General features: G+C 38.5%; 25 protein-coding genes. 13 read left to right on the top strand and 12 right to left on the bottom strand.

The annotated features are described in order from the left end of the window. Positions 1-32 precede the first annotated feature (32 nt). The 7 genes from CTY47_RS10830 (at position 33) to deoC (ending at position 7,636) form a co-directional block, all read left to right on the top strand. The gene (locus CTY47_RS10830; RefSeq protein ID WP_099464761.1) at positions 33-1,265 is read left to right on the top strand and encodes a nucleoside recognition domain-containing protein; all 1,233 of its coding nucleotides are present in this window, start codon (positions 33-35) and stop codon (positions 1,263-1,265) included. A 72-nt stretch (positions 1,266-1,337) separates the two neighbouring features. Further along, on the top strand, positions 1,338-1,769 hold the full coding sequence (gene ybeY, locus CTY47_RS10835; protein WP_099464883.1) for an rRNA maturation RNase YbeY: 432 nt from the start codon (positions 1,338-1,340) through the stop codon (positions 1,767-1,769). A gap of 349 nt (positions 1,770-2,118) precedes the next feature. After that, positions 2,119-3,996 carry a tRNA uridine-5-carboxymethylaminomethyl(34) synthesis enzyme MnmG gene (mnmG, locus tag CTY47_RS10840; RefSeq protein ID WP_099464762.1) on the top strand — a complete coding sequence of 626 codons (1,878 nt, stop codon included), beginning with the start codon at positions 2,119-2,121 and terminating at the stop codon, positions 3,994-3,996. A gap of 87 nt (positions 3,997-4,083) precedes the next feature. Further along, a complete protein-coding gene (uvrC, locus tag CTY47_RS10845; RefSeq protein ID WP_099464763.1) occupies positions 4,084-5,901 on the top strand; it encodes an excinuclease ABC subunit UvrC in 1,818 nt (605 codons plus the stop codon). A 19-nt stretch (positions 5,902-5,920) separates the two neighbouring features. Next, positions 5,921-6,373 carry a D-aminoacyl-tRNA deacylase gene (dtd, locus tag CTY47_RS10850; protein WP_099464764.1) on the top strand — a complete coding sequence of 151 codons (453 nt, stop codon included), beginning with the start codon at positions 5,921-5,923 and terminating at the stop codon, positions 6,371-6,373. Positions 6,374-6,376: 3 nt separating this feature from the next. Continuing rightward, positions 6,377-6,709, top strand: a complete 333-nt coding sequence (locus tag CTY47_RS10855; protein WP_099464765.1) for a nucleotide pyrophosphohydrolase — start codon at positions 6,377-6,379, stop codon at positions 6,707-6,709. A 3-nt stretch (positions 6,710-6,712) separates the two neighbouring features. After that, on the top strand, positions 6,713-7,636 hold the full coding sequence (gene deoC / locus CTY47_RS10860) for a deoxyribose-phosphate aldolase (RefSeq protein WP_099464766.1): 924 nt from the start codon (positions 6,713-6,715) through the stop codon (positions 7,634-7,636). Between the two features lie 147 nt (positions 7,637-7,783). Here the strand turns inward: deoC and CTY47_RS10865 are convergent, their stop codons facing one another. Both CTY47_RS10865 and CTY47_RS10870 read right to left on the bottom strand, forming a co-directional pair. Next, the gene (locus tag CTY47_RS10865) at positions 7,784-8,407 is read right to left on the bottom strand and encodes a porin family protein (protein WP_099464767.1); all 624 of its coding nucleotides are present in this window, start codon (positions 8,405-8,407) and stop codon (positions 7,784-7,786) included. A 27-nt stretch (positions 8,408-8,434) separates the two neighbouring features. After that, positions 8,435-9,406: a polyprenyl synthetase family protein gene (locus tag CTY47_RS10870; RefSeq protein ID WP_099464768.1), complete on the bottom strand. Its 972-nt coding sequence runs from the start codon at positions 9,404-9,406 to the stop codon at positions 8,435-8,437. 100 nt (positions 9,407-9,506) lie between these two features. On the opposite strand from CTY47_RS10870, the gene polA reads away from it, so the two are divergent. The 3 genes from polA (at position 9,507) to ychF (ending at position 14,347) form a co-directional block, all read left to right on the top strand. After that, entirely contained in the window at positions 9,507-12,272 is a 2,766-nt protein-coding gene (gene polA, locus CTY47_RS10875) for a DNA polymerase I (RefSeq protein ID WP_099464769.1), read from the top strand. An 83-nt stretch (positions 12,273-12,355) separates the two neighbouring features. Continuing rightward, complete coding sequence (locus CTY47_RS10880) at positions 12,356-13,099, top strand: DUF1349 domain-containing protein (protein WP_099464770.1); 744 nt, start codon at positions 12,356-12,358, stop codon at positions 13,097-13,099. Between the two features lie 144 nt (positions 13,100-13,243). Then, positions 13,244-14,347, top strand: coding sequence for a redox-regulated ATPase YchF (gene ychF, locus CTY47_RS10885; protein WP_099464771.1), 1,104 nt, complete (start codon positions 13,244-13,246; stop codon positions 14,345-14,347). Positions 14,348-14,637: 290 nt separating this feature from the next. Here ychF and CTY47_RS10890 read toward each other — a convergent pair whose 3' ends face one another. Further along, a complete protein-coding gene (locus CTY47_RS10890; RefSeq protein WP_099464772.1) occupies positions 14,638-15,747 on the bottom strand; it encodes an AraC family transcriptional regulator in 1,110 nt (369 codons plus the stop codon). 206 nt (positions 15,748-15,953) lie between these two features. Between CTY47_RS10890 and CTY47_RS10895 the strand changes: the two genes are divergently transcribed. Beyond that, entirely contained in the window at positions 15,954-16,883 is a 930-nt protein-coding gene (locus CTY47_RS10895; RefSeq protein WP_099464773.1) for a fimbrillin family protein, read from the top strand. 360 nt (positions 16,884-17,243) lie between these two features. After that, a complete protein-coding gene (locus tag CTY47_RS10900) occupies positions 17,244-18,212 on the top strand; it encodes a fimbrillin family protein (protein WP_099464774.1) in 969 nt (322 codons plus the stop codon). Positions 18,213-18,360: 148 nt separating this feature from the next. Here CTY47_RS10900 and mutS read toward each other — a convergent pair whose 3' ends face one another. Then, on the bottom strand, positions 18,361-20,946 hold the full coding sequence (gene mutS / locus CTY47_RS10905; protein WP_394340716.1) for a DNA mismatch repair protein MutS: 2,586 nt from the start codon (positions 20,944-20,946) through the stop codon (positions 18,361-18,363). Between the two features lie 101 nt (positions 20,947-21,047). Continuing rightward, positions 21,048-21,704 (bottom strand): fructose-6-phosphate aldolase, encoded by a 657-nt coding sequence (gene fsa, locus CTY47_RS10910; protein WP_099464775.1) that lies wholly within the window; start codon positions 21,702-21,704, stop codon positions 21,048-21,050. A 275-nt stretch (positions 21,705-21,979) separates the two neighbouring features. On the opposite strand from fsa, the gene CTY47_RS17390 reads away from it, so the two are divergent. Further along, the gene (locus tag CTY47_RS17390) at positions 21,980-22,354 is read left to right on the top strand and encodes a class I tRNA ligase family protein (RefSeq protein WP_233202161.1); all 375 of its coding nucleotides are present in this window, start codon (positions 21,980-21,982) and stop codon (positions 22,352-22,354) included. 90 nt (positions 22,355-22,444) lie between these two features. Here CTY47_RS17390 and CTY47_RS10920 read toward each other — a convergent pair whose 3' ends face one another. From CTY47_RS10920 to CTY47_RS17410, 7 genes are all read right to left on the bottom strand, one after another. Further along, positions 22,445-23,722, bottom strand: coding sequence for a serpin family protein (locus CTY47_RS10920; RefSeq protein ID WP_099464776.1), 1,278 nt, complete (start codon positions 23,720-23,722; stop codon positions 22,445-22,447). A gap of 20 nt (positions 23,723-23,742) precedes the next feature. After that, positions 23,743-24,126 (bottom strand): C10 family peptidase, encoded by a 384-nt coding sequence (locus CTY47_RS17545; RefSeq protein WP_099464777.1) that lies wholly within the window; start codon positions 24,124-24,126, stop codon positions 23,743-23,745. Further along, on the bottom strand, positions 24,080-25,111 hold the full coding sequence (locus CTY47_RS17550; protein WP_099464778.1) for a C10 family peptidase: 1,032 nt from the start codon (positions 25,109-25,111) through the stop codon (positions 24,080-24,082). The genes CTY47_RS17545 and CTY47_RS17550 overlap by 47 nt, the downstream gene beginning before the upstream one ends. 64 nt (positions 25,112-25,175) lie before the next feature. Then, the gene (locus tag CTY47_RS16915) at positions 25,176-25,346 is read right to left on the bottom strand and encodes a hypothetical protein (protein WP_158228530.1); all 171 of its coding nucleotides are present in this window, start codon (positions 25,344-25,346) and stop codon (positions 25,176-25,178) included. Positions 25,347-25,598: 252 nt separating this feature from the next. Continuing rightward, positions 25,599-26,000 carry a hypothetical protein gene (locus tag CTY47_RS17400; RefSeq protein ID WP_233202149.1) on the bottom strand — a complete coding sequence of 134 codons (402 nt, stop codon included), beginning with the start codon at positions 25,998-26,000 and terminating at the stop codon, positions 25,599-25,601. A gap of 5 nt (positions 26,001-26,005) precedes the next feature. Beyond that, complete coding sequence (locus CTY47_RS17405) at positions 26,006-26,308, bottom strand: hypothetical protein (protein WP_233202150.1); 303 nt, start codon at positions 26,306-26,308, stop codon at positions 26,006-26,008. Beyond that, on the bottom strand, positions 26,301-26,618 hold the full coding sequence (locus CTY47_RS17410) for a hypothetical protein (protein WP_233202151.1): 318 nt from the start codon (positions 26,616-26,618) through the stop codon (positions 26,301-26,303). The genes CTY47_RS17405 and CTY47_RS17410 overlap by 8 nt, the downstream gene beginning before the upstream one ends. Positions 26,619-26,620 lie beyond the last annotated feature (2 nt).

Genomic DNA, 26,620 nt, shown 5'->3' on the forward strand with positions numbered 1-26,620 from the left:
AAAGATAAAGATTAACATTTCTATTTCAAACTATGGTACTAAACTATATCTGGATTGCTTTCTTTCTTATTGCATTTGTAGTTGCTTTAGGTAAACTGCTGATAGGTGGAGACACAACAATTTTTACCGAAATTATTAATGCTTCCTTCGATTCTGCCAAAACAGGATTTGAAATATCGCTGGGACTTACCGGCATACTTTCCTTATGGTTGGGAATAATGAAGATAGGAGAGAAAGGCGGATTAATACAATCTTTTGCACGGATGGCATCGCCTGTATTCAGTAAACTGTTTCCTGATATTCCGAAAGACCATCCCGCTACCGGATCTATATTTATGAATCTGTCAGCCAACCTGTTAGGACTAGACAACGCCTCAACGCCCATGGGATTAAAGGCTATGCAGCAGCTACAGGAACTAAACAAAGACAAGGATTCGGCCAGCAATTCAATGATTATGTTCCTCTGTGTCAACGCATCAGGTCTAACACTTATCCCTATAACCATTATGATGTACAGGGCACAACTCGGGGCGGCCAACCCTTCGGACGTGTTCCTGCCTATCATGCTGGCAACATTTACCTCCACATTAGTTGCAATACTGGCTGTTTGCCTGAAGCAACGCATTAATATACTGCAAAAGAACCTCATACTATTCTTTGGCGGAATGGGCCTATTCATCGGAGGATTAGTGTGGTTATTCAAGTCATTGGACCAGGAACAGGTGTCTCTCTATTCCACTTTATTTGCCAACACATTGCTGTTTACCATTATCTGCGGATTCATTATAAGCGGCATACGCAAGAAGATAAACGTATACGATACCTTTATCGAAGGAGCAAAAGAAGGATTTCATACGGCCGTTACCATCATACCTTATCTGGTAGCCATTCTGGTGGGTATAGGCGTATTTCGTGCATCAGGAGCAATGGACTTCATAATTGAAGGCATTCGCATAGGAATTAATTCATTGGGGATAAACACCGAATTTGTAGGAGCTCTGCCAACCATGCTGATGAAACCGCTCAGTGGAAGCGGAGCCAGGGGAATGATGCTGGACGCAATGAACACGTACGGAGCCGACTCTTTTGTTGGGCGTCTGTCATCCATTGTACAAGGTTCGTGCGATACGACTTTCTATGTCGTTGCTCTATACTACGGAAGTGTAGGTATCCGGAATACGCGCTACACCGTACAGTGCGCTTTACTGGCAGATTTGGCCGGAGCTATTGCCGCTATCGCAATGGCATATCTGTTCTTCGGATGATTGCAGGGCAATAAAACGGCATTGCGTATAACCGAATCGGAAGAATATCGTACTTTTGCAAAAAAAGAAACAATGATAGCTTACTTTGCCGAAGACATAAATTTGCCATCCATCCATCAGGAAGCCGTAAGCGGATGGGTGCGTGAGGTTGCTAAAACATATGGTAAAACCGTGGGGAATATCAGTTATATCTTTTGTTCGGACGAAAAGATACTGGAAGTAAACCGCCAATTCCTACAGCACGATTACTATACCGACATCATAACATTTGACTACACAAACGGGAACCGCATATCGGGAGATCTGTTTATCAGCCTCGATACGGTCAAGACAAATGCAGAAACTTTCCACACCAATTATGGAGAAGAACTTCACCGGACTATTATTCACGGAATACTGCATCTTTGTGGCATCAATGACAAAGGGCCAGGCGAGCGCGAAATCATGGAAGCCAACGAGAATAAAGCACTGGCAATCCTGCCCAAGGAATGTCGCATTTCATAACCTAACGTCTTTTTTATACAGCAACTACTTCTTTATAACGGCTAAACAAACCGGTATAGCCCTCTTACACTGTTGATTATACTCACCATTACGATTTACTAAATTAAAATACAGCACTTTTTAAGAAAAAGATCCTGTATAATTATTCTTTTGACCCGGGTCAAAATTAATTTCCTACCAGGACAAAATTAATTATTAGCTTGGTAGAAATTAAATTCCGGCTGCTCAAAAGAATAAATTATCCTATACTTTGAAATAGATTCTCCTATATGCAAAAAGAAAAGTATAGATGTCTAAAACCTACCCGAATCTGACTATCTTTGCAAAAGAAATATAGAGATTTACGACAATGACTTTTAATTATGACGTAATTGTAGTAGGTGCCGGACATGCAGGCTGTGAAGCGGCGGCGGCGGCGGCTAATCTGGGATCGAAAACGCTGTTGATAACAATGGACATGAATAAGATCGCCCAGATGAGTTGTAACCCTGCTGTAGGAGGAATAGCCAAAGGGCAAATCGTTCGCGAGATAGATGCTTTGGGTGGACAGATGGGAATAGTAACGGACAAAACCGCCATCCAGTTCCGCATGCTGAACCGAAGTAAAGGACCGGCAATGTGGAGCCCACGCGCTCAAAGTGACCGTGCACGCTTTATAGACTGTTGGAGAAGTATTGTTGAGAATACCGACAATTTGTTCATTTGGCAGGATATGGTAAACGAACTCATCGTAGAAAACGGGCGCGTATGTGGTGTACGCACCGGCATGCATGTAGAGTTTAAAGCAGGAGCGGTAGTCCTTACAAACGGAACCTTCCTGAATGGCTTATTACATATCGGCCGTACTCAGATAAGAGGAGGACGCATTGCGGAACCGGCTTCAAAAGGTATCACCGAACAACTGGTATCGTTAGGCATAAAAGCAGAACGAATGAAGACCGGCACACCGGTACGCATTGATGGCCGGAGCATACACTTCGATGAAATGGGCGAACAGCCGGGCGAAACCGATTTCCATAAATTTTCATATCTTGACTCGCCCCACCAAGTATTAAAGCAACTAAGCTGCTGGACAACCTATACAAACGAGGCTTGCCACGAAGTACTTCGCCAGGGGCTTCCCGATTCGCCACTATATAACGGGCAGATTCAAAGCATAGGGCCGCGTTATTGCCCCAGTATCGAGACAAAGATCATTACTTTTGCGGATAAAACGCAACACCAGCTATTCCTGGAACCGGAAGGAGAGACAACACAAGAATATTATCTGAACGGTTTCTCATCCTCTTTGCCTTTGGGCATTCAGCTACGCGCTTTACAGCAAATACCGGCTTTCCGCGATATACAGATATATCGTCCGGGGTACGCCATAGAATACGATTTCTTCGATCCTACACAGCTTAACCATAATCTGGAAACGAAGCAAATCAAGAATCTGTTCTTTGCCGGACAAATCAACGGAACCACCGGATATGAAGAGGCAGGCGGACAAGGGCTGATAGCCGGGATCAATGCGCACATCAATTGCCACGGTGGCGACTCGTTTATATTGGGACGAGACGAAGCCTACATTGGCGTTTTGATCGACGATCTTGTAACCAAGGGTGTAGACGAACCTTACCGCATGTTTACTTCGAGAGCAGAATACAGAATCTTGCTTCGTCAGGATGATGCCGATATGCGCCTCACCGAAAAGTCATACAAGTTAGGATTGGCTACACAGCATCGCTACGACTTGCTAAAAGAAAAGAAAGACAGCCGGGATGCTATTATCCAATTTTGCGAGAACTATTCCGTAAAGCCTCAATACATAAATGAGGGATTAGAGAAATTGGGGACAACTCCCCTAGCCCACGGTTGTAAACTGATCGACCTGATTGTGCGTCCTCAAACGACATTAAACAATATTGCAGAACTGGTTCCTGCTTTGCGTTCCGAATTGGACAAAGTTCCTGCTTCACGAAAAGAAGAAATTATCGAAGCGGCCGAAATATTAATTAAATACAGCGGCTATATCAAACGCGAACAAATCATAGCAGATAAAATAAACCGCCTGGAAAACATTCGTATCAAAGATAAGTTCGATTATAATTCCATACAATCTCTATCCACAGAAGCACGCCAGAAGTTAACAAAGATAGATCCGGACACCATTGCTCAGGCAAGCAGGATTCCGGGAATATCGCCGAGCGACATCAATATTCTGCTGGTGCTTTTGGGAAGATAAGAAAAATATGCGAATTGTTCCACGTGAAACATTACTTCAGCAAACGTAGCTAAAAGACTGGGTTTGCGGAAGACAAAGGCAATAACAATGGCAATAGATAAAGAAACACATATTAAAACGATCCTCTCTGTCATCCCGGAAAAACCGGGATGCTACCAATACTTTGACGAAAGAGGAACTATAATATATGTAGGCAAAGCCAAAAACCTGAAACGCCGCGTATCTTCTTATTTCAACAAGGAACACGACAGCAACAAAACGCGCGTACTTGTAAAGCAAATACGCGACATTAAATATATAGTGGTAGATACGGAAGAAGATGCTCTTTTACTCGAGAATAATTTAATCAAGCAATATCGTCCGCGCTACAACGTTTTGCTGAAAGACGACAAAACCTATCCTTCTATCGTAGTAAAGAATGAATATTTTCCACGCGTATTCCAAACAAGAAACATTATACGTGACGGATCGCAATACTATGGCCCCTATCCTTCCCTGTTTACGGCCAAAGTAATGCTGCAAATGCTAAAGGAACTTTATCCGATACGCACCTGCAAATATCCCCTTACACCGGAATCTATTCGTGAAGGACGCTATAAGATTTGCCTGGAATATCACATCAAACGCTGCAAAGGCCCTTGTGAAGGACTACAAAGCTTGGAAGAATACCAAAAGAATATCTCCGAAATAAAAGAAATATTACGCGGAAATATTTCGCAGATAAGCAAGATGCTATATGAAGAAATGCAGACACTTGCCGGAGAATTGAAGTTTGAAGAAGCTCAGAAGGTAAAAGAAAAGTACGAAGTTATAGAAAATTATCGGGCTAAGTCTACCGTTGTAACACCTATGTTGCACAATATAGATGTATTTTCTATTGCAGAAAACGAAAATTCGGCTTATATCAATTTCATGCATATCGGCAACGGTGCGATAGTCCAAGCTTACACATTTGAATACAAGAAGCGGCTGGACGAATCGAAAGAAGAGCTTCTAAGCTTAGGCATCATAGAAATGCGGGAACGATTTAAGAGCACAGCACGCGAAATAATTGTACCTTTTGAATTGGAAATGGAGCTTGGCAACATAACCTTTACTATCCCACAGCGGGGAGACAAGAAGAAACTGCTGGAACTATCAGAAATGAACGTAAAACAATTCAAGGTAGACCGCCTGAAACAATCCGAGAAACTAAATCCGGAGCAACGTACTACACGCATTTTAAAGGAGATTCAGGATGCTTTGCATCTGCCCAAATTACCCGTACACATCGAATGTTTTGACAACTCCAACATACAAGGAAGCGACGCAGTTGCGGCTTGTGTCGTATTTAAGATGGGAAAACCTTCAAAAAAAGATTATCGTAAATACAATATCAAAACAGTTGTTGGCCCGGACGACTACGCTTCCATGAAAGAAGTAGTACGCCGCCGTTATCTACGTGCCAAAGAAGAAAATACTCCCCTGCCCGACCTGATTATAACAGACGGAGGCAAAGGGCAAATGGAAGTTGTACGTTCCGTTATTGAAGACGAACTACAGCTTACTATTCCGATAGCAGGATTGGCAAAGGACGGAAAACATCGTACATCGGAGCTGTTATTCGGATTTCCACCGGAGACGATAGGCATGCAGCTAAACAGCCCTCTGTTCCATCTTCTGACGCGCATGCAGGACGAAGTACACCGTTTCGCTATCTCTTTCCATAAAGATAAGCGAAGCAAAACCCAGGTCGCCTCAGAACTGGATAACATAAAAGGCATTGGTGAAAAGACAAAAACCGTACTTTTACGTCAGTATAAAAGCGTAAAACGCATCAGGGAAGCCGATTTTGAAGAGCTAAAGAAGCTAATAGGCGAAGCCAAAGCAATGATTTTAAAGGAAGGATTATTCGTAAATCAATAAAAAGAGAAAAATATATAAGATGAGAACAGTAACACAACGCGTACAATATGCTTCGGTAACGATTGACGGGCAACTGAAATCGAAAATCGGAAAAGGATTGCTTGTCCTTGTAGGCATTGAAGACCGTGACACACAGGAAGACATTGAATGGCTTTGCAAAAAGATAGCAAACCTGCGCATATTTGATGATGAAAACGGAGTAATGAACCATTCAGTAACAGAAACTCAGGGAGAAGTCATGGTAGTAAGCCAGTTTACACTGCATGCGTCTACAAAAAAGGGAAACCGCCCCTCCTACATCCATGCTTCCAAACCAGACTTTGCCATCCCGATGTATGAGGCTTTCTGTGCCGAAATGGGTATCCAGCTGGGCAAAGAAGTAGCCACAGGGACGTTTGGTGCCGACATGAAGATTGAACTATTAAACGACGGGCCTGTTACTATTCTTATAGACTCGCAAAACAAAGAATGACAAATGGCGGAAATAACTATACAAGAAGCTCAACAAAAGGTTGACAATTGGATCAAGACTTACGGAGTTCGTTATTTCAATGAGCTTACCAATATGACTATTCTTACCGAAGAAGTAGGCGAACTGGCACGTATCATGGCACGTACTTATGGCGAACAATCGTTTAAGGAAAGCGACAAACACCGGGATCTGGGCGATGAAATGGCCGATGTGCTTTGGGTGCTACTCTGCCTGGCCAATCAAACGGGCGTAGATATGACTGCAGCCTTCGAGAAGAATTTGCAAAAGAAAACCGATCGCGATAAAGAACGACATATCAACAATAAAAAATTATAATTTATGGCACACGAACATACCCACGACTGTGAGTGCGGACACGATCATGAAACCTCTCACGCAGACAAGTATCACGAAGCATTCAATAAGTTTGAACCGGCTCAACCGGAGGAACAGATTAAAGAAACTGTAGATAAACTGATTGAAAAGAATTACAAAGCCAACTTCACCCCTGAAGTGTTAAAATTCATACACGGCTGCATCGACCTTACCTCTCTTACAAGCTTAGATACAAAAGAAAGCATCTGGCAGATGGTAGAACAGGTAAACGATTTTGAAGGAACCCGGCCTGATGTTCCGAATGTAGCAGCCATCTGTACCTATCCCCTATTTGTTGAGACTGTAAAGCAAGCACTGACAGCACAAGAGGTAAAAATAGCTTCTGTAGCCGCTGGTTTCCCCGCTTCACAGACCTTTGTAGAAGTAAAGATTGCAGAGGTTGCCATGGCCGTTATGGAAGGAGCCGACGAAATAGATGTAGTACTGAATCTGGGGTATTTCATGGAAGATAATTTCGAGGAACTAGCAGAAGAACTGCAAGAAATAAAAGAAAGTTGCCGAGAAGCCCATCTGAAAGTTATTCTGGAGACTGGTGCTTTGGCAACAGCCGATAACATTCGGAAAGCATCCATATTGGCCATTTACAGTGGTGCTGATTTCATTAAAACATCAACAGGCAAAGGATATCCGGGAGCAACCCTGGAAGCTGTCTATACGATGTGTAAAGTCGTAAAAACATACGAATCTATCGCCGGAAAGAAGGTCGGAATTAAAGTATCTGGTGGTGTACGCACTTCCGAAGAAGCCGTTAAATATTATACCATAGTAAAAGAAATATTGGGAGAAGAATGGCTCACCAAAGATTTATTCCGTATTGGAGCCAGTAGTCTGGTTGCTGATATACAAAAGCATTTGATTTCAGCATAAATAACTATATTACAAATATTTAACCCACAACAAGGCTAAAACAAGCCCTTGTCTGCATTTAAACAAAAAAAGGTCGGCAACTTTTCTGATGAAGTTGCCGACCTTTTTCATTTTCCTCGCCTACCCTTTTAGAGACAGGTAAGCATCTTATTTCTTTCCGAACCGGAACTTATATCCAACCGATAGAGAGAGCAGGAAATTTTTTGTGCCTTCTGCACTCAGATTATCCGTACAACCTTGCATGTAACACAAGGAAGCCAAATACTGACCATATTCAACACCAAGTTCCAGGGCAACACCTAAATCCTGGCGGGTAGCAACTTCTCCACGGATATAATCATTATCCGGTTTTCCAAAGGTATTAACCGACACGGATATACCATCCATTTTCACCGTTGTTTTACCGAATAATCCGACTCCATAATAAGGGCCCGCATTAATTCTGAGAACGGTATTAGTAGCACATGGTATGCGGAAAGAAGCATAAAGAGGAATATCCAGCCAGTAACCGGTAACAGACCCTTTGATTCCTGAATAAACTTTAGTATTTGCCCCACGTCCATTCAGCAAAAGTCCGGGTTGCAAATGAAAATAACGGCTTAGCTTAATATCTCCCAGGATACCCAGATTTGCTCCCGGCCTTATACGCGATCCTTCAGCATTCAGATAAGTAGAGAGATTCAGACCGGCACGTACATCTATTCCTTGTGCCTTTATTAATTGGGAACAAAACAGGCATATTATTAGCCCTACAAATAATTTTTGCCTCATAAATAAGTAAACTAAAGAAGATTGATTTTATTTTTTTCGATTCATCACATAATCGGCCAAAAGGAATAACCCGTCGCGGGCTGCTGATTCAGGTAGTTCATCCAGAACGGAAATAGCCTTTTCATGAAACTCCTTCATGCGTTTTCCGGCATATTCAATGCCACCGTTTACTTTAGCAAAATCGATCAAAGCATCTATGTTTTCCGCAGAAAAATCCTTTGATGAGATTATCCTTAAATAAGGAGCAGCTTCTTTTTCATTTGTCCGCAAAGCATACAATAAAGGCAATGTAACCTTTCCTTCGCGGATATCGTTACCTGTAGGTTTTCCTATATTAGCTTCTTTAAAATAGTCGAATATATCATCCTTAATCTGGAAACAATAGCCCAGATATTCACCAAAACGACGACAAATTGATATGGTTTCAGCGGATGCACCGGAAGAAATTGCACCGATTTCGGTACAGGCAGAAAGTAAAGTTGCCGTTTTCTTTTTAATAACCTGCATGTAGCAAGCTTCATCCAGTATACTCTCTTCGGCAGTTTCGAGCTGTTTGATTTCCCCCTCCGACAAGTCGCGTCCAAGGTTAGAGACAATGCCGATTATACGAAGATCACCGGTTTGGATAGAACGGATCAAGGCCGTAGAAAGAACATAATCGCCTACAAGTACAGATATGCGGTTGTCAAAAATTGCATTCAATGACGGCACTCCCCTACGTTGTTTCGTTTCATCTATTACATCGTCATGAATAAGGGTTGCCGTGTGGAGCAGCTCCAGTAAAACAGCAGAGTTAATCGTGTTTTCGTTTACTTGTCCGCAAGCCTTGGCAGCAAGAAGCACAAGTAAAGGGCGAACATGCTTACCGGTAGAATTCAATATTGTATCAATAGCCGACTGCAAACGGCGGGTTTCACTGCATAGTGAAGCGGCAAAGTCATCATTAAATTGTTTAAACTCGGTCGCAACTGGTTCTGCTATTTTCCTTATATCATCCATAATCTGTTCAAAGATTCGCAAAAGTAACAAAAACTATCGAGTAAGCGACTTTTTTCGTACATTTACCAAGATTTTGTCCCACTAAAACGTGTTAAAAGCAATGAAGTTATTCCTCATAGATGCATACGCATTGATTTATCGGTCGTATTACGCTTTCATAAAGATTCCGCGCATTAATTCCAAGGGAGTTAATACCTCCGCTATTTTCGGTTTTATAAATAGTCTCGAAGATGTTTTGAAGCGTGAAAACCCAACCCACATAGCAGTAGCATTCGACCCACACGGACCTACGTTCCGGCACGAAGCTTACGAACAATACAAAGCGCAACGGGAAGAAACGCCAGAAGTAATCAAGCAGTCTGTGCCCATCATTAAGAATATAATCAAGGCATACAATATTCCGATCCTGGAAGTAGCCGGTTATGAAGCAGACGATGTAATAGGAACAATTGCCAAACAAGCAGCCAAAGAAGACTTCGATGTATATATGATGACACCGGACAAAGATTATGGACAACTGGTAGAAGATCACATTTTCATGTACCGTCCCCGTTTTGGAGGCGACTACGAAATAATGGGAGTGCCAGAAGTGTTAAATAAATACGGGCTCACTTCTACTGAACAGGTCATTGATTTGCTGGGGCTCATGGGAGATACATCGGATAATATTCCCGGATGTCCGGGCGTTGGAGAAAAGACTGCCCAAAAACTGCTTACCGAATTTGGTACTATAGAAAACCTGCTTGCCAATACCGACAAGCTAAAAGGTGCACAAAGAATAAAGGTGGAAGAAAATGCAGAGCAAATTCGTTTCTCAAAATTCCTGGCAACAATTAAAACGGATGTTCCCATTCAATTTGATGCAAATCTATATATTCGCGAAAAACCGGATGTAGAACAACTGACGAAAATATACACCGAACTGGAATTTAGGACCTTTATCAACAAACTTTCCGAAGAAGTTAAAAAACCTTTACCAAAACAACCTCTTCAAGGCGATCTCTTTGGCTTATTTGAAGTCGAGACTACGAATGCTTCAAAATATTCAACTCTCGCAGACTTAAGATCAACCTCCCATAAGTATTATATTGCTGATACAGAGCAAAAACAAAACGATTTAGCAAGCTTTTTAGAGAATCAGGAATTTTTCGCATTTGACACGGAAACAGATAATATCGATCCTCTAAACGCCGGGCTGGTAGGCATGTCGTTCGCAGTAAAAGAAAATGAGGCATGGTATGTCCCTGTTCCGGAAAATTCTATTGAAGCTGATAAAGTAGTAAGCCGCTTCTCCCCTGCCCTGGAAAATGAAAAAATACAAAAGATAGGACAAAATATCAAATTCGATATTCTGGTACTTCGAAAATACAGAGTAAAAGTAGCCGGTCCGTTATTCGATACAATGATAGCCCACTACTTATTAAATCCGGAATTGCGCCACGGCATGGATTATCTGGCAGAGACCTATCTCAAATATAAACCGATCCCCATTGAAGAACTGATAGGTACAAGAGGCAAGAAGCAGCTATCCATGCGTGACGTCCCTCTCTCCAAAATATCCGAATACGCAGCCGAAGATGCTGACGTTACACTTAAACTCCGCAACTATTTTGCTCCCGAGCTAAAAAAGGAAGGTATCGACTCATTATTTTACGATATAGAAATGCCTCTAATATATGTATTAACAGATATGGAAGCAACAGGAGTAACGATAGACACCATCGCATTAAAGCAATCTTCGGAAGAGCTTTCTATTGTCATGGTAGCATTGGAAAAGGAAATATATGAAATGGCAGGCAAAAAGTTCAACATTAACTCTGCCCGTCAGGTAGGTGAAATCCTTTTCGACCATCTGAAAATAGAAGAAAAGGCAAAGAAGACAAAAACCGGTAACTACAGCACCAGCGAGGATATATTGGAAAAGATGCGTGGTAAGCACCCTATCATAGGTAAATTACTTGAATACCGGGGACTGAAAAAGCTACTTAGTACTTATATAGACGCCCTACCCGAGCTAATCAGGCCCACATCAGGGAAAATACATACATCCTATAATCAGGCAGTAACAGCTACAGGGCGCCTTAGTTCCACCAACCCAAATCTCCAGAACATACCGGTTCGCGACGAGTTGGGACGTGAAATCCGCAAGGCCTTTACCGCGGATAATACGAACTGTATTTTCTTTTCTGCCGATTATTCACAGATCGAATTACGTATTATGGCCCATTTAAGCAACGATCAGCACATGATTGATGCTTTCTGCAGCGGAGCTGATATTCATGCTGCTACGGCCGCTAAAATATACGGAGTTCCCCTTGAAGAAGTTACCAGCGATATGCGCCGCAAAGCAAAAACAGCCAACTTCGGTATTATCTATGGAATTTCCATTTTCGGTCTATCAGAAAGACTAAACATTCCGCGTGCGGAAGCAAAAGAACTGATTGACGGTTATTTCCAGAGCTATCCCCGTATAAGAGAATACATGGATGAAAGTATTGCCAATGCGAAAGAAAAAGGATACGTAGAAACAATCTTCAAGCGTAAACGTTTCTTGCCGGACATAACCTCCCACAATGCTATTGTCAGAGGTTATGCCGAACGAAATGCCATCAACGCTCCTATCCAGGGAAGCGCAGCCGATATTATAAAGGTGGCAATGATACGTATATTCAACCGCTTTGAGAAAGAAAAACTCAAAAGCAAAATGATCCTTCAGGTACATGACGAACTTAACTTCAACGTCTACAAAGACGAATTAGAAACAGTAAAACAAATCGTACTGGAAGAAATGGAGGGTGTTATCAAACTTCAAGTTCCTCTCATAGCAGACTGTGGAGAAGGCACAAACTGGCTGGAAGCACATTAATATTATCATTACAACAACACAATTATATAAGTATACAATATGAAAAAATAATTCTGGCTGTACTAACCATATTGTCAATACAAATGGTAAACGCACAGACTTTAGAGAAAATGCAATGGTTCAATGAACCGGAACAATGGGAAATTAAAGATAATACCTTGTCTATGTTCGTTACGCCTCAAAGTGATTATTGGCGCATTTCCCATTATGGATTCACTGTAGACGATGCTCCTTTCTATTATGCTGTTTACGGAGGTGAACTTGAAGCCAAAGTAAAGATTACAGGCAACTATAAAGCGCGTTTCGACCAGGCAGGACTGATGCTTCGTATCGATCACGAAAACTACATCAAAGCAGGTATCGAATTTGTAGACGGCAAATTCAACCTGAGCACTGTCGTTACGCATAAAACAAGCGATTGGAGTGTTATAACATTAGACAAACCTATTCCCTATATCTGGATCAAAGCAATCAGAAGACTGGATGCTGTCGAAATATTTTACTCATTTGNCGGCAAATTCAACCTGAGCACTGTCGTTACGCATAAAACAAGCGATTGGAGTGTTATAACATTAGACAAACCTATTCCCTATATCTGGATCAAAGCAATCAGAAGACTGGATGCTGTCGAAATATTTTACTCATTTGATGACAAAACTTATACGTTAATGCGCAATGCATGGTTAAAAGATAACTCTCCTGTAATGGTAGGTCTTATGGCTGCATGTCCCGATGGAAGCGGTTTCAATGTAGAATTTGAACACTTCAAAGTAAAACATTTACCGGATATGCGCAGAATAGAATGGCTAAAAAGGAATGCAGAATAAAGCATCGATTCTTGTAAGGGACGGAAATCATCTGTCATCATTCCCTTCACCAAGAAACACACTTTTCCTTATGATGAACTTTGACAAATAATCTGTACATTTGCAGCCTCAGATCAAGATTATTAAATAATTAAATTACAATAAATGGCATTACAATGTGGTATCGTAGGTCTTCCCAATGTAGGGAAATCTACTCTTTTCAACTGCTTATCAAATGCAAAAGCACAATCGGCAAACTTTCCGTTTTGCACAATAGAACCGAATGTAGGCGTTATTACCGTTCCTGATGAACGTTTGAATAAACTGGCGGAACTGATCAACCCGAAACAGATAGTTCCCACCACAGTAGAAATCGTAGACATTGCCGGCCTCGTAAAAGGAGCCAGCAAGGGTGAAGGGTTGGGTAACAAGTTTCTGGCTAATATACGCGAAACTGATGCCATCCTTCATGTATTGCGCTGCTTTGACGACGAAAATATTGTACATGTAGATGGTACTGTAGATCCTGTACGCGATAAGGAAATTATTGACGCCGAACTGCAAATAAAGGATTTGGAAACCATTGACAGCCGTATCGCAAAAGTACAGAAACAAGCTCAAACAGGTGGCGATAAGCAGGCTAAACAGGCCTACGAAGTACTTCTAAAATACAAGGAAGCACTAGAACAAGGCAAAAGTGCCCGCACAGTCACTTTCGAGACTAAAGACGAACAGAAGATTGCCCGCGAACTGTTCTTGCTAACCAGCAAACCGGTTATGTATGTTTGCAATGTAGACGAAGCCAGTGCCGTAAACGGTAACAAATATGTAGAGGCCGTACGCGAAGCTGTAAAAGACGAAAATGCAGAAATACTAGTAGTAGCAGCCAAAATCGAGAGCGAAATAGCTGAATTCGAAACGTATGAAGAACGCCAAATGTTCTTACAGGAAATCGGCCTGGAAGAATCGGGTGTTAACCGCCTGATCAAAGCCGCCTATCACCTGTTGAACCTACAGACTTACCTGACTGCAGGCGTACAGGAAGTACGTGCCTGGACATTCGAAAAGGGATGGAAAGCCCCACAATGTGCCGGTGTTATCCATACCGATTTTGAGAAAGGTTTTATCCGTGCAGAAGTAATCAAGTACGACGACTATATTTCATACGGATCGGAAGCCGCAGTGAAGGAAGCCGGAAAAATGAGTGTGGAAGGCAAAGACTACGTTGTACAGGACGGCGACATTATGCATTTCAGATTCAACGTCTGATAACTCGGCAAAACAATACAAAAGAGGGGCGCACTTCACACTTCACAATTTGAACTGCCCCTCTTTTTTATATTCATTCATAGTTATGATTTCATCAAACCATAACTATGATTCTAAAAAATCATAACGGAAATATTAATCGACCTGTTTTGTTATCTTTATATTATGCAAGATTACTCTTTCCCTACGAAACCGCAACTTTCCGGCAAATTATGAACATGTATTGGTAGTCTGCAACTGCCATTTCGGATGCTATATGATAGAAGTGAAAAAGAAACCAACCATGTCAATTACTTTCTATATTCAGACGGCATGACACCCGTACTCTTTACAAATGCACGTCTGAAGGTACTTATTGAATGAAAACCCGAACGTTCGGCTATCTCCTGGATACTGGTCATAGGCTCGGCTTCCAGCAAACGTTTACTCTCTTCTACCCTGAACCCATTTACATAATCGGAAAATGAACAGCCCAATTCTTTATTGAATAATTGAGACAAATAAGAACGACTGATCGGAAATACGCGTTGGAGGTCTGTAAGGCGTAAATCTTCCCTTAAATAAGGCTTTTCCTTCTCAAACCAGATATTCACCTCTTCAACATAACGTTTACTCAGTATTGAATGTTGGTCGTCGTCCTCTTCTTCATCATAGGGAATATCCCAACCTTTTTCAAAAGAATGATCCAAATGAATGACTTTAAGAAATAATGCTTTATAAAAGAAATAATACCATACTATAAGAAGTACCGCTTTATCTATTACATACAATACAGGTCTGTCTGTTAATAAAAGAATCAAATAAAAGACATATAAAATAACCAATATGAACATAATTTTCTTTAGCCAATTCAGATCATATTCTTCCGGGTCGGCAACATTCTCACTTAAATACTTTGTAAACCCTTTGCTGTATTTTAATACAAGATAAATAGGTAAAGCCATATAGAACAGTGTAAACAATAATAGTAGTATCCTTAAAACCATATCTATATTAAAATGGATAAATACATCTTCCAATGTATAATAGACATGTATTTCACCTCCGGACAATCTGTAAATAAAAAAAGCCAGACCTCCCGTAAAAACAGGACTAATAAAGTAAAGAATACGTCTTAAAGTCAAATAGCCAGGATGGAGAACTTCTATCACATAACAAGCCAAGCTTGCACTTACCAAACAGCCGCTAAAAAGTATATCCGGATCAAATACCTCTTTTGCATTATCTACATACAAATTCACAGATATGCGAACAGCTGCCAAAAAAGCCCAAAGAAACATACTCCATCCCAAAATACGCTTTGCACGGTTATCACGGGCTCTCAACAATAAAGTAAATCCTCCAAAAATGCAGAACCCCAATATTTGTAAACTTAATAAGAATTGAATTTTATCCAACATAATAGTAACTCCCTCTTGCTATTTAAACAAATTAATCCATTAAATGTTTGATTTGCACTCTAATCAGACAATATGAAGCTTCCAGATTATTTGAACCATTCTTTTTTATACCATTTCATCGTCAATTTATATTTATTGCTCCTCCCTTTTATCTGGACTACCCGAAATTTGCATTCGTAACAATTACGCAAAAATAGAATAAAACAATGAAAAAGTTACTATTATTTATGATCCTGGCAATAGGTATTTTCAGTTGTTCGGAAGACAACAATCTGATACCTGCAGATCGTCTTGGGTCCAAAGAAAAGCCACTAAATATTTATACAACTGTATTAACAACAAAAGCTCCATATTTAATACAAGAGTTCAAAGATAATACGGTCATCGGGTTGCATGTAACAGACGGTAACGTAAATAATGTATATCGTAAGATGACCGACTATAAAAATGTAAAAGCAGTAGCAAACATGGAAAACAACAAATTGTTTTGGAGACAGGATCCTGAAATATTTCTTAATAAGGAAGAAACAACCGTATATGCTTATTATCCTTATATGTCTCAAAGCAATTTTGATGCAACACGTATTCCTGTAAAAATTTGTCCGGATGCTTCCCAGACCGATGATTACATGTATGGTACACATGCAACCGGGCAAAAAGCTGTTAATAGCGTATCTCCAATAGCTATGTTAACCATGAATCATGCCTTATCTCTTATTTCTTTTGAGGTAAAGCTCAATAAAAAGACAGATTGTTACCTGCTAAGTGCCATTCAATTAGGCAACAAAGCAGGAGGAACAAGCTTTTACAGCGAGGGAACTATGGATATAGTGTCCGGTAAAATCACTGGTTCGGCAGGCATAAACGCTTCCACCAGATTAACTTTAGCTTGTCCGACAGAACTAACAACAACATTTTCTAGTCCGGTGCAACTGATGGTGATTCCAACCTCCGAAACCATTCTCAAAGGAGACATTGAAGCATTATTTATAATTAACAATAAAACCTATAAATACCAGATACCTACAGAAACTAAGTGGAAAAAAGGATATAAATACCTATATCAAATGATTTTCGACGGAAAATCTATAGTGCTTGATAAAATTTCAAATGACAACTGGATTCCGGGAAAATAATGTTGTTTACATAAACCGGCTTTGTCCATATTTTCAATTTTAGGTTATCACACTCTCTCAACTTATCGCCAACACACTCTTCTATTTGACTATAGCTTGGACAAAGCCGGTTCTTATACCAAGAAAATCAAAACATTTACGATTTACAACCAAAAAACTTGTTATTTTCATAATTTAATTAAATGACAATCCATACTTTAACAAAATGTCATCAAAAAGTCATTTAAACATAAGTCTTATTATTCAAGCTCTTATTCGTCAATTCGACATATACAACCGTCTATCATACTATTTGATAGAAACATAGATCACATTTAAATGTTAACTATAATGTAAAAAGTTCTGAAAAACCCAAATAAAATGAACAAATTATTATTAATAGTCTTATTACTGACTATAATTACCAGTTGCTCTGATGAGTACAATCTTTCATCTTATACCAAAGGTACGCACCAGAAAAAGCTCTGTATTACTACAAAAATTCTTTCGACCAAGTCTATTACTCTTACAGAACAGTTTTCTGCCGGTTCAACCATGGGACTTTACATCACATCAGAGAAAAAAGAGGATTTACGTACAGGAAACTGTAAATTCAAAAATGTGAAAGCTTTGGCCATCAATTCTACAGACAAGGCTATAAAATGGAAACTTCTCCCGGAGGTTTACCTGAAAGATACTGAAATGCTAAAAATATATGCTTATCATCCTTATCAAAATAATCATCTAGCAACACACATACCTATTTATATTTCCCCTGTAGCCTCATTAACAAAAGACTATATGTATGGAAAACTGGCAAAAGGACATAAACCTGTAAACATTTATTGTCCTTATGTTTTACTTTCCATGCGGCATGCTTTATCGCTGATAGAATTTCAAATCAAACTGAATAAAAATATTTCCGGTTTGCAGAAACTCAACGCTATTCAAATCAGTAATAAAGCCGGAGGTAATATGTTACACACTAAAGGAACACTGGATGTCACAACAGGAAATATTACTTATTATAACAACTCATCTAATGTATCAACCCTTTTAAAAACAGATCATTTTATTCCTTTAAAGCATGAATTATATGAAAAATATAAAATATTAGTCATGCCTACTGATCATCCGACAATTAATAAAGGGGATATAGAAATACTTTTTATCATTAACGAAAAATCATATAAATATCTGATACCGGAACAAACCCAATGGAAAAAAGGACACAAATATTTATATGAATTTCTATTTAACGGAAAAGATATAGTATTAGAAAAACTGACAATTACAAATTGGCATTTTAAATATAATAAGGACTCTTTTATTCCTACAAATAACAGATAATTAAACTATTTATCAATCTGGAACTTTTCAAAAATACCCGGATAAAGATACTACTATATCCGGGTACAAAACATATATTATCTATTTACTGCAAAATTCCGGATCAGATATTCCGTCTCTGTAGCAATTTTCTATTCCTGTTTCATAATTATTTTCCTGTAATAATCTTCTTTATTTCGCTCAATTTATTCAAAGCTTCCAATGGGGTAAGGTTGTTCACATCCAAGTTTTTAATCTCATCCCTCACCTGGCTTAAAACAGGATCATCCAATTGGAAAAAGTTTAGTTGGTATCCTTCCGCAGCCGAAGCAATTTCTTTCACCGGTTTTCCGCTTATGCCATCCTGGCGATTTTCGGTTTCCAATTGTTTCAATATCTCATTGGAACGTTTAACAATACTTTTTGGCATACCAGCCATTTTGGCTACATGAATACCAAAACTATGTTCACTCCCACCCGGTACCAACTTACGTAAAAATATAACTTTATTACTCACTTCTTTAACCGAAACATTGTAGTTTTTAATACGCCTGAAAGAACGTTCCATTTCATTCAATTCATGATAATGGGTAGCAAATAAAGTTTTGGCACGGGTATTCGGATGTTCATGAATATATTCGACAATAGCCCATGCTATCGAAATTCCATCATACGTACTTGTACCACGTCCCAATTCATCAAATAATACCAAACTACGGGATGAAAGATTATTCAAAATATCGGCAGCTTCGTTCATTTCCACCATGAATGTAGATTCACCTACAGAAATATTATCCGAAGCCCCCACACGTGTAAATATTTTATCAACAATACCGATCAAAGCACGTTCTGCAGGTACAAAACAGCCAATCTGAGCCATTAATGTTATTAATGCCGTCTGGCGAAGCAAAGCTGATTTACCGGCCATATTAGGTCCCGTAATAATAATGATCTGTTGTTTTTCATCATCCAGATAAACATCATTTGCTATATAAGGTTCTCCTAACGGCAATTGCTTTTCAATTACCGGATGACGTCCCTGTTTGATATCAATGACATCCGAATCATTTACTATCGGGCGAATATACTTATTACATTCTGCAGCCTTTGCAAAAGATAATAAACAATCTATCCGTCCGATCAGATTTGCATTTACCTGAATAGGCGGTATATATTCTGTCAATGCCAATACCAGTTCATTAAAAAGGCGACTTTCCAATGAAAGTATTTTTTCTTCCGCACCCAGTATTTTCTCTTCGTACTCTTTCAGTTCTTCCGTGATATAGCGCTCGGCATTTACTAAAGTCTGTTTACGGATCCATTCCGCCGGTACTTTATCCTTATGGGTATTGCGCACTTCTATATAATAGCCAAAAACGTTATTAAAGGCTATTTTAAGGCTTGGTATACCCGTTTTCTCCACCTCACGCTGCTGTATCTTCAACAAATAATCTTTTCCCGAATAGGCAATAGAACGAAGTTCATCAAGTTCTTCATTAACACCTTTGGCAATAATACCTCCTTTATTAATTAATGATGGAGGATCGTTATTTATCTCTTTCTCTATTCTATTCCGAATCAGAGCACACACATTCAATTGTTCTCCTATGCGGCATAAACTAGGCTCTTCACTTCCCATACAAGCCTCTTTAATCGGCTCAATCGCACGTAAAGCGACTTTTAATTGAACAACTTCACGCGGAGAAACACGTCCAACAGCTACTTTGGAGATAATACGTTCCAAATCTCCTATTTGTTCCAATTGAGTATCAAGTAGCTCTTTCAAATCCGGATGACGGAAAAAATGCTCCACTACATCCTGGCGCTCCTGAATAGGTTTTACATCTTTCAATGGAAATAAAATCCAACGGCGAAGCATACGTGAACCCATAGGAGAAACTGTTTTATCAATTATATCCAACAAGCTTGTACCTTCATCATTCATGGTACCTGCCAGTTCAAGGCTACGAACTGTAAACTTATCCAATCGTACATAACGATCTTCTTCTATACGCGAAAGAGAGGTAATATGCGAAATATGTGTATGTTGGGTTTGATCAAGATAATACAAAATTGCTCCCGAAGCTATTACTCCAAATCTCAAATGCTGAACACCAAATCCTTTCAGATTTTTCGTTTCAAAATGTTTAAGCAAACGATCTTCTGCCGCTTCAGGAGTAAATATCCAGTCCTCTAATTCGAAAACAAAAAAACGCGGACCGAAACATTCTTCAAAATGCTTTTTATTATTCCGTTCAATCAAAACTTCTTTGGGAGAAAAATTATTCAGTAACTTATCAATATAATCCGGCGTACCTTCTGCAGTAAGAAATTCACCTGTAGATATATCTAAAAATGCTATACCACATACATCTTTATTAAAATGAATGGCAGCTAAAAAATTATTTTCCTTATGATTTAAAATATTGTCATTGATAGAAACGCCTGGAGTTACCAGCTCGGTAACTCCACGTTTCACCAATTTTTTAGTCATTTTCGGATCTTCCAACTGATCACATATAGCCACTCGTTTACCGGCACGAACCAATTTAGGAAGATATGTATCTAAAGCATGATGAGGAAAACCAGCCATTTCCACATGCTGACCAATCCCATTAGCCCGTTTTGTCTGTACAATTCCCAATATTTCGGAGCCTACAACCGCATCTTCTCCATACATTTCATAAAAGTCGCCTACACGAAATAAAAGAATTGCATCCGGATGTTTTGCCTTTACATCAAAATACTGCTTCATCAACGGGGTCTCTACTATCTTTGCCACTGCCATTTATTTTTAGACATTTGTTACGAATGCAAAGGTAGCATTTTTTAGAATAAGGTTAATTCTATTTATTATTATCCGTTTACGCGTTTATAATCAGCAAGGAAAGTAGCCAATCCACTATCCGTAAGCGGATGTTTCAGCAGACCTTTAATAGCTGCCAAAGGACAGGTAGCTACATCGGCACCCGCTTCCACACACTGAATAATATGTTGAGTATTTCGAATAGAAGCTGCAAGAACTTGCGTTTCATATTCATAGTAAGTATACATCTCCACAATCTTGCGAACCAATTCTATTCCGTCACTCGCAATATCATCTAATCTGCCCACAAACGGAGACACATAAGTAGCTCCCGCTTTAGCAGCAAGCAAAGCTTGTCCTACAGAAAAGACTAATGTACAATTTGTTCGTATTCCCCTTTCACTAAAATACTTTATAGCTTTAATACCATCTTCTATACAAGGAACTTTTACCACAATGTTAGAATGAAGAGAAGCAAGTTCTTCTCCTTCCTTTACCATTCCTTCAAAATCTGTAGAAATAACTTCGGCACTTACATCTCCATGTACTATTTCACAGATCTGAAGATAATGTTTTCGTTGATTTACTACTCCTTTGATACCTTCTTTGGCCATCAACGAAGGATTAGTTGTCACACCATCCAATACTCCTAATTCATTAGCTTCCCTTATTTGATCTAAGTTGGCCGTGTCAATAAAAAATTTCATAGCATTTCAATTTATATGTTATTTTATATATAACCCGCCTAAGTTATCATAAGTTTCTGTATAATTGACAAAAAACGACCTCATATTTATCTTACCAATGATACTCTTTCTAAAGAAATAAAAATCTACTGCAACGAAACCACGTACACAGATAGGCTATATTAAATAAATAAAATAACTAACTTTGTGACCTCAAACAGAAAAAGATAAATAAACGATAACATATTATGGAATACAATTTCAGAGAAATCGAGAAGAAATGGCACAAGTACTAGATTGCCAACGAGGTTTATAAAGTCAAAGAAAATGATAATAATAAACCTAAAGGTCATTATTATGTATTGGATATGTTCCCCTACCCTTCCGGTGCAGGGTTACATGTAGGTCATCCGCTCGGTTATATTGCTTCTGATATTTATTCACGTTTTAAAAGATTACAAGGTTTCAACGTATTACATCCCATGGGATATGATTGGCTGCTGTGGATTCATACGCAACAAGCAGCAACCGAGCAAGATTTTGCAAATGCGCACCAAGACTTGATCGATCAAAATACGCCACTGTTTGAGAAACAGACCGAAAACAAACATGTATTTTTAGCTGATCCGGTGACGAAACTATGGTTAATGCAGAAGTTTTCAGCTATATAGCACCACATAGCCAGAAGAACCTAAAATATATCCACTCCACAGAAAGAGCTACCGAATAACTGATAAATCCGGTATAGCCGGACACATTTGTTACAAGCTGTTCACTTCTCCCATAAACAAGATAGCATCAGTTGAACTCTCGCAGATAGTAAACAAAAACGGCTTGTTTGCTACAAAAGCAGGAGCAACAGGGATGGGTGTTCCCGGACTGGTAATCCATCCTCCATAGGTAACAGCAGCAGCTTCCGAACCTTTCTCATCTACAGACAAATAAGTTTTCTGCTTTATCATTGAAATAGCTGCGTTTACATCCGTCATTAACGAAAAGTCAGTAGAAGACTTAAATATCTTCTTTATTCCAAGCTTTTCCAAGAAATCTTTTACGTCGATCTCATTGTCATCGATCTTGAACCGGGGCAACGATAAACGAACTGTATGAATCTTTTCCTTTTGTTTGCATGCTGCCCAATATCCCGGCTCTTTCAATTTATCCAGCACTTGCCGAACCGACACATCCCCTGCAGGCAGAATAAGTTGCATATAGTAAGCTCTATTACCGTACATGATCGTTGTTGTAGCAAACAATTCATTAGCAAAGTAATTTTCATTCACTTCGCGATTCATATAAGATACTGTTTGTTGTTTTCCGTTGCTTTGAACAAAAGTTCCTTCCTTCGTATTTTCCTTATCAAATTCATCCTTCCACTTTGCACTAAAATACAAGGCATTGACCATATATAAAAGATCTGAACCATTGGTTTGATCCAATATCTTTGTTATTTTGCCATTTGTCTGTTCGGAGCACCATTGGTTCATATTAGCAACAGTTGAAGGATCGTCAAAATCAACCGAGTGGCATTCGGCCTGATAGAATGCTTTGCCCGTTTCAACAAAATTCTCCTTCAATGCAATCTGTTTATTACTCCAGATCGAATTTGCCGATGCAAGAACAACTCCTTCATCCGCCTTTTTCAATCCGGCTATCATCTTCCGGTTGTAATCATTAAGCGCTTCAGGTGAATAGGCTTGCAGTCCCATCGTTTCAACAATTTCTTTATAAGAATCTCCTGTTACTCCATTTGCCAGCATCGATAAAAATTGACTTAAGCTAAGAGGAGAAAGCAGTATATTATCACTTTCTGCCGTCTTGGCCTCGTTTACCACAGATAACAGATTCAGCGCAAAAACATTGCAATCTGCTACAACAGATTTTTCAGCGTCACTCAGATCTATTTCCACCGGAGTAGCTGATATTTCTTTCTCGCCAGGCGATTCCGGTCCGGGTGTTGGCGTTATTTCATTGTCTGTACCATCGCAAGCCACAAGTAGGCTACCTGTTAACAATAAACTAATAAAAGAGTGTTTCATAATATGTTTATTAATATTTTTCAATGTCTTATATTCGGAATTATATTGATTTTTCTATCGAAAGAATATTCTTTCCCATATTGTTGTCTTACATTAAAAACTCCATCAATATAATAACCATCACAATCTCCTTCCCATCCATAATTACAATGTACATATACAGCATATTCTTTACCATATTCTGTATCAATCAAAGTCCATTCAGAAGCAACTATTGGATCACGAGGAATACCATTTCCATTGTATTGATATATTTTATGAGTTACTGTTCTCTCTTGTTTTTTAGCACCATCCAATACCCAACCATGTCCATCTTGAGATGGAGTAAATGCTGTTATAATTAATGGTCTATTATTCTTAAGACTTGAAACAATTATTATAACTTTGAAATCCGTCAGACAGATATCCTAACGTAGATAAATACGGACTGATATCCGACATACTAACGCCACTACCTGAACATCCGAAACTAGTATGAACACCTATTGCTACACTTTTCATAACATTTGCTATTTGCATTTGATATGTTGAAGATAAATTTGAAGCGCTAGCTAATCTAGTAGCTTCATTCCAATTTATAGAATAACCTCCTATAGAAGAAGGATATTTATGGTAAGTTAACAATTGGGATACTGCGACTGCTGCACAGCCAAGAAAAGGGGTGATATTTGAACCTTCACAGTTTATTTTATCTAGAGCAGTATTATAAGGATAACCTTGTCCCCAACGTACAGAAACAAATGGACCATACGAATAAACATTACTCCAATTAGTAGATTCGGTTACTATTCTTTGGAAAGCTGTAGGAGATGATTTTGTACTAAGATTGCCATTTAAAGTATTAATTTTTCTTTGGGCAACAGACAATAATGAGTCATATCTAGCATTAAATTCAATAATTTTATCATTTATATAAATTGGCAAAGCCTCCAAAAAGACATCTAAACCTGTTCCTCTTTTTTCTATTGATATATTATCCTTTGAATGAGCCAACATTTCTGGCAATCTCTCGTCTCCTGAAATCAAAACAGAATTTCCCGAGCCATCTTTTATCAAATATAATGGAACACTATCAGATACACTTACATCTTGACTACGGGTATTTACTTGGTTATTTGAAAGTTTAATCCACAATATATCACAATCCATATTACTTGATATCTTTGTTGTAGGTTCATTCAAATAAGCATAGGCCTTTTTTATTGCCTCACTTTGAGAAATAACCGTACCTTCATTCGCAATTTTAATTGCAAGTAATTCTTCACTAGTCATTTTTATTTTCTGATATGAATTACTATCTAAACTATTATTATTGTCAATTTCCGTACATGATATAAATAAAGACAATAACATTAAACAAATAGTATTAATACATTTAATCTTTTCCATAAATAATATATTTAACAAAATTTATCTGAAATAATATCTAAAAGACATTTTATTCTTTTTAAATTTAACCATACACTAAATTCATCCCATCCGTAATGGATATAGTTGATCCTTCTTCAATTCCTTGCATCGAAGAAAAAGTTACAGATAGCTCGTTTGTTGTTTCATCTAAAGAAACAGATATGGGTAAATTAAGTGCAATTGATTTATGCCCATGATCCCAATATCCTTCCATTGTAACCTCTTTACCAAAGCAAGGAAGTATACAATAAAGCCATGATTATTAGTATATATTAACCTACTTTCACATATTTCTATTTTAAATTTGAGACGAAAGTAAAAGGAATAAAAAAGAAAACAAACAAATTTACTAATTATATATAGGACAAGCTACTATTGATAATCAATTGATTAACAATAAAAGATAGGACAACAAGAATCTATTAAATATGCATAATATATTAATATACTGATTATTACATATTATTTATTCCAAATATGAAGCTAAATTGTAGTTTTTCCATATTATACCGAGTCTTTGACGTACACGTTGAATACATTTATTTACTGATTCAGGATTAATATTCAAAAAAATTGCTTCACTGTTAATATCTTGTCCGAACAGGCAAAGAAAACAATATCTTAGCTCGGTTTCTGACATATGCATAAGTAATAATCTGTTTCCCAAACCTGAATAAATATCATTCACTGTAACTCTTATTCTTTCCCAATCTTTTTCTGTAAGTGGAGACTTAGTTGCATTTGGTACTAATGTAGTTCCTAATTTAATGACTTTTTTTGCAATCGCTGATGACATTAATAATTCATTCTGCTGCAGAATAATTCGTTTTTTATGCTCTTCTATTTCTTGTTCCTTTTCTTCATACATTCTTTTCAGTGCTTCTGTTTGTTGTTGAGTATATTTTTTTCTGCATCTATCAGATTCATATTATTTTGTATGGTTCTGATTGAATCGGAAATAAGCAGATATTGATCAACATAGTCCATCGCCTTTTCCAGATTGTTTTCCTCTTTCTCTATTAAATAATACTGATAGACAATATCTCCGGGAGTAAACAGATTTAATGTTGGAATATTTGCTAATTGTAAACAGATACGAGCACTGTCAAAATTATGTTGGCTAACAAATATATTAGACAGAGCTAAGTAGCTAGGAGCGTTATCTTCTTTATTCAATGTTTGTAGACTGCAATAAATATTCTTTAGCCAGTTTTAAATCATCTAATACTTTATATGTATTACCAAGTCCATTGGCTATAGATGACATAGCTATACTATCATTCGATTCAGAAGCAAGATAATAAGCTCTTTTCATATATTCTAAAGCCACCTCATTAGAATCTGTAAAAACATACATTCTCCCTACATCCCGTAAAGCAAAAGCATAGCTTCGTCGGTTATTTGCTTGGTAAAAATAACTTGCTGCTTTTATATATTTGTCTTTTCCTAATAAATAGGATCCCTGAAAATCATACAAATCTCCCATAT

Source organism: Parabacteroides provencensis, assembly GCF_900232875.1.
Classification (GTDB): Bacteria; Bacteroidota; Bacteroidia; order Bacteroidales; family Tannerellaceae; genus Parabacteroides; species Parabacteroides chinchillae.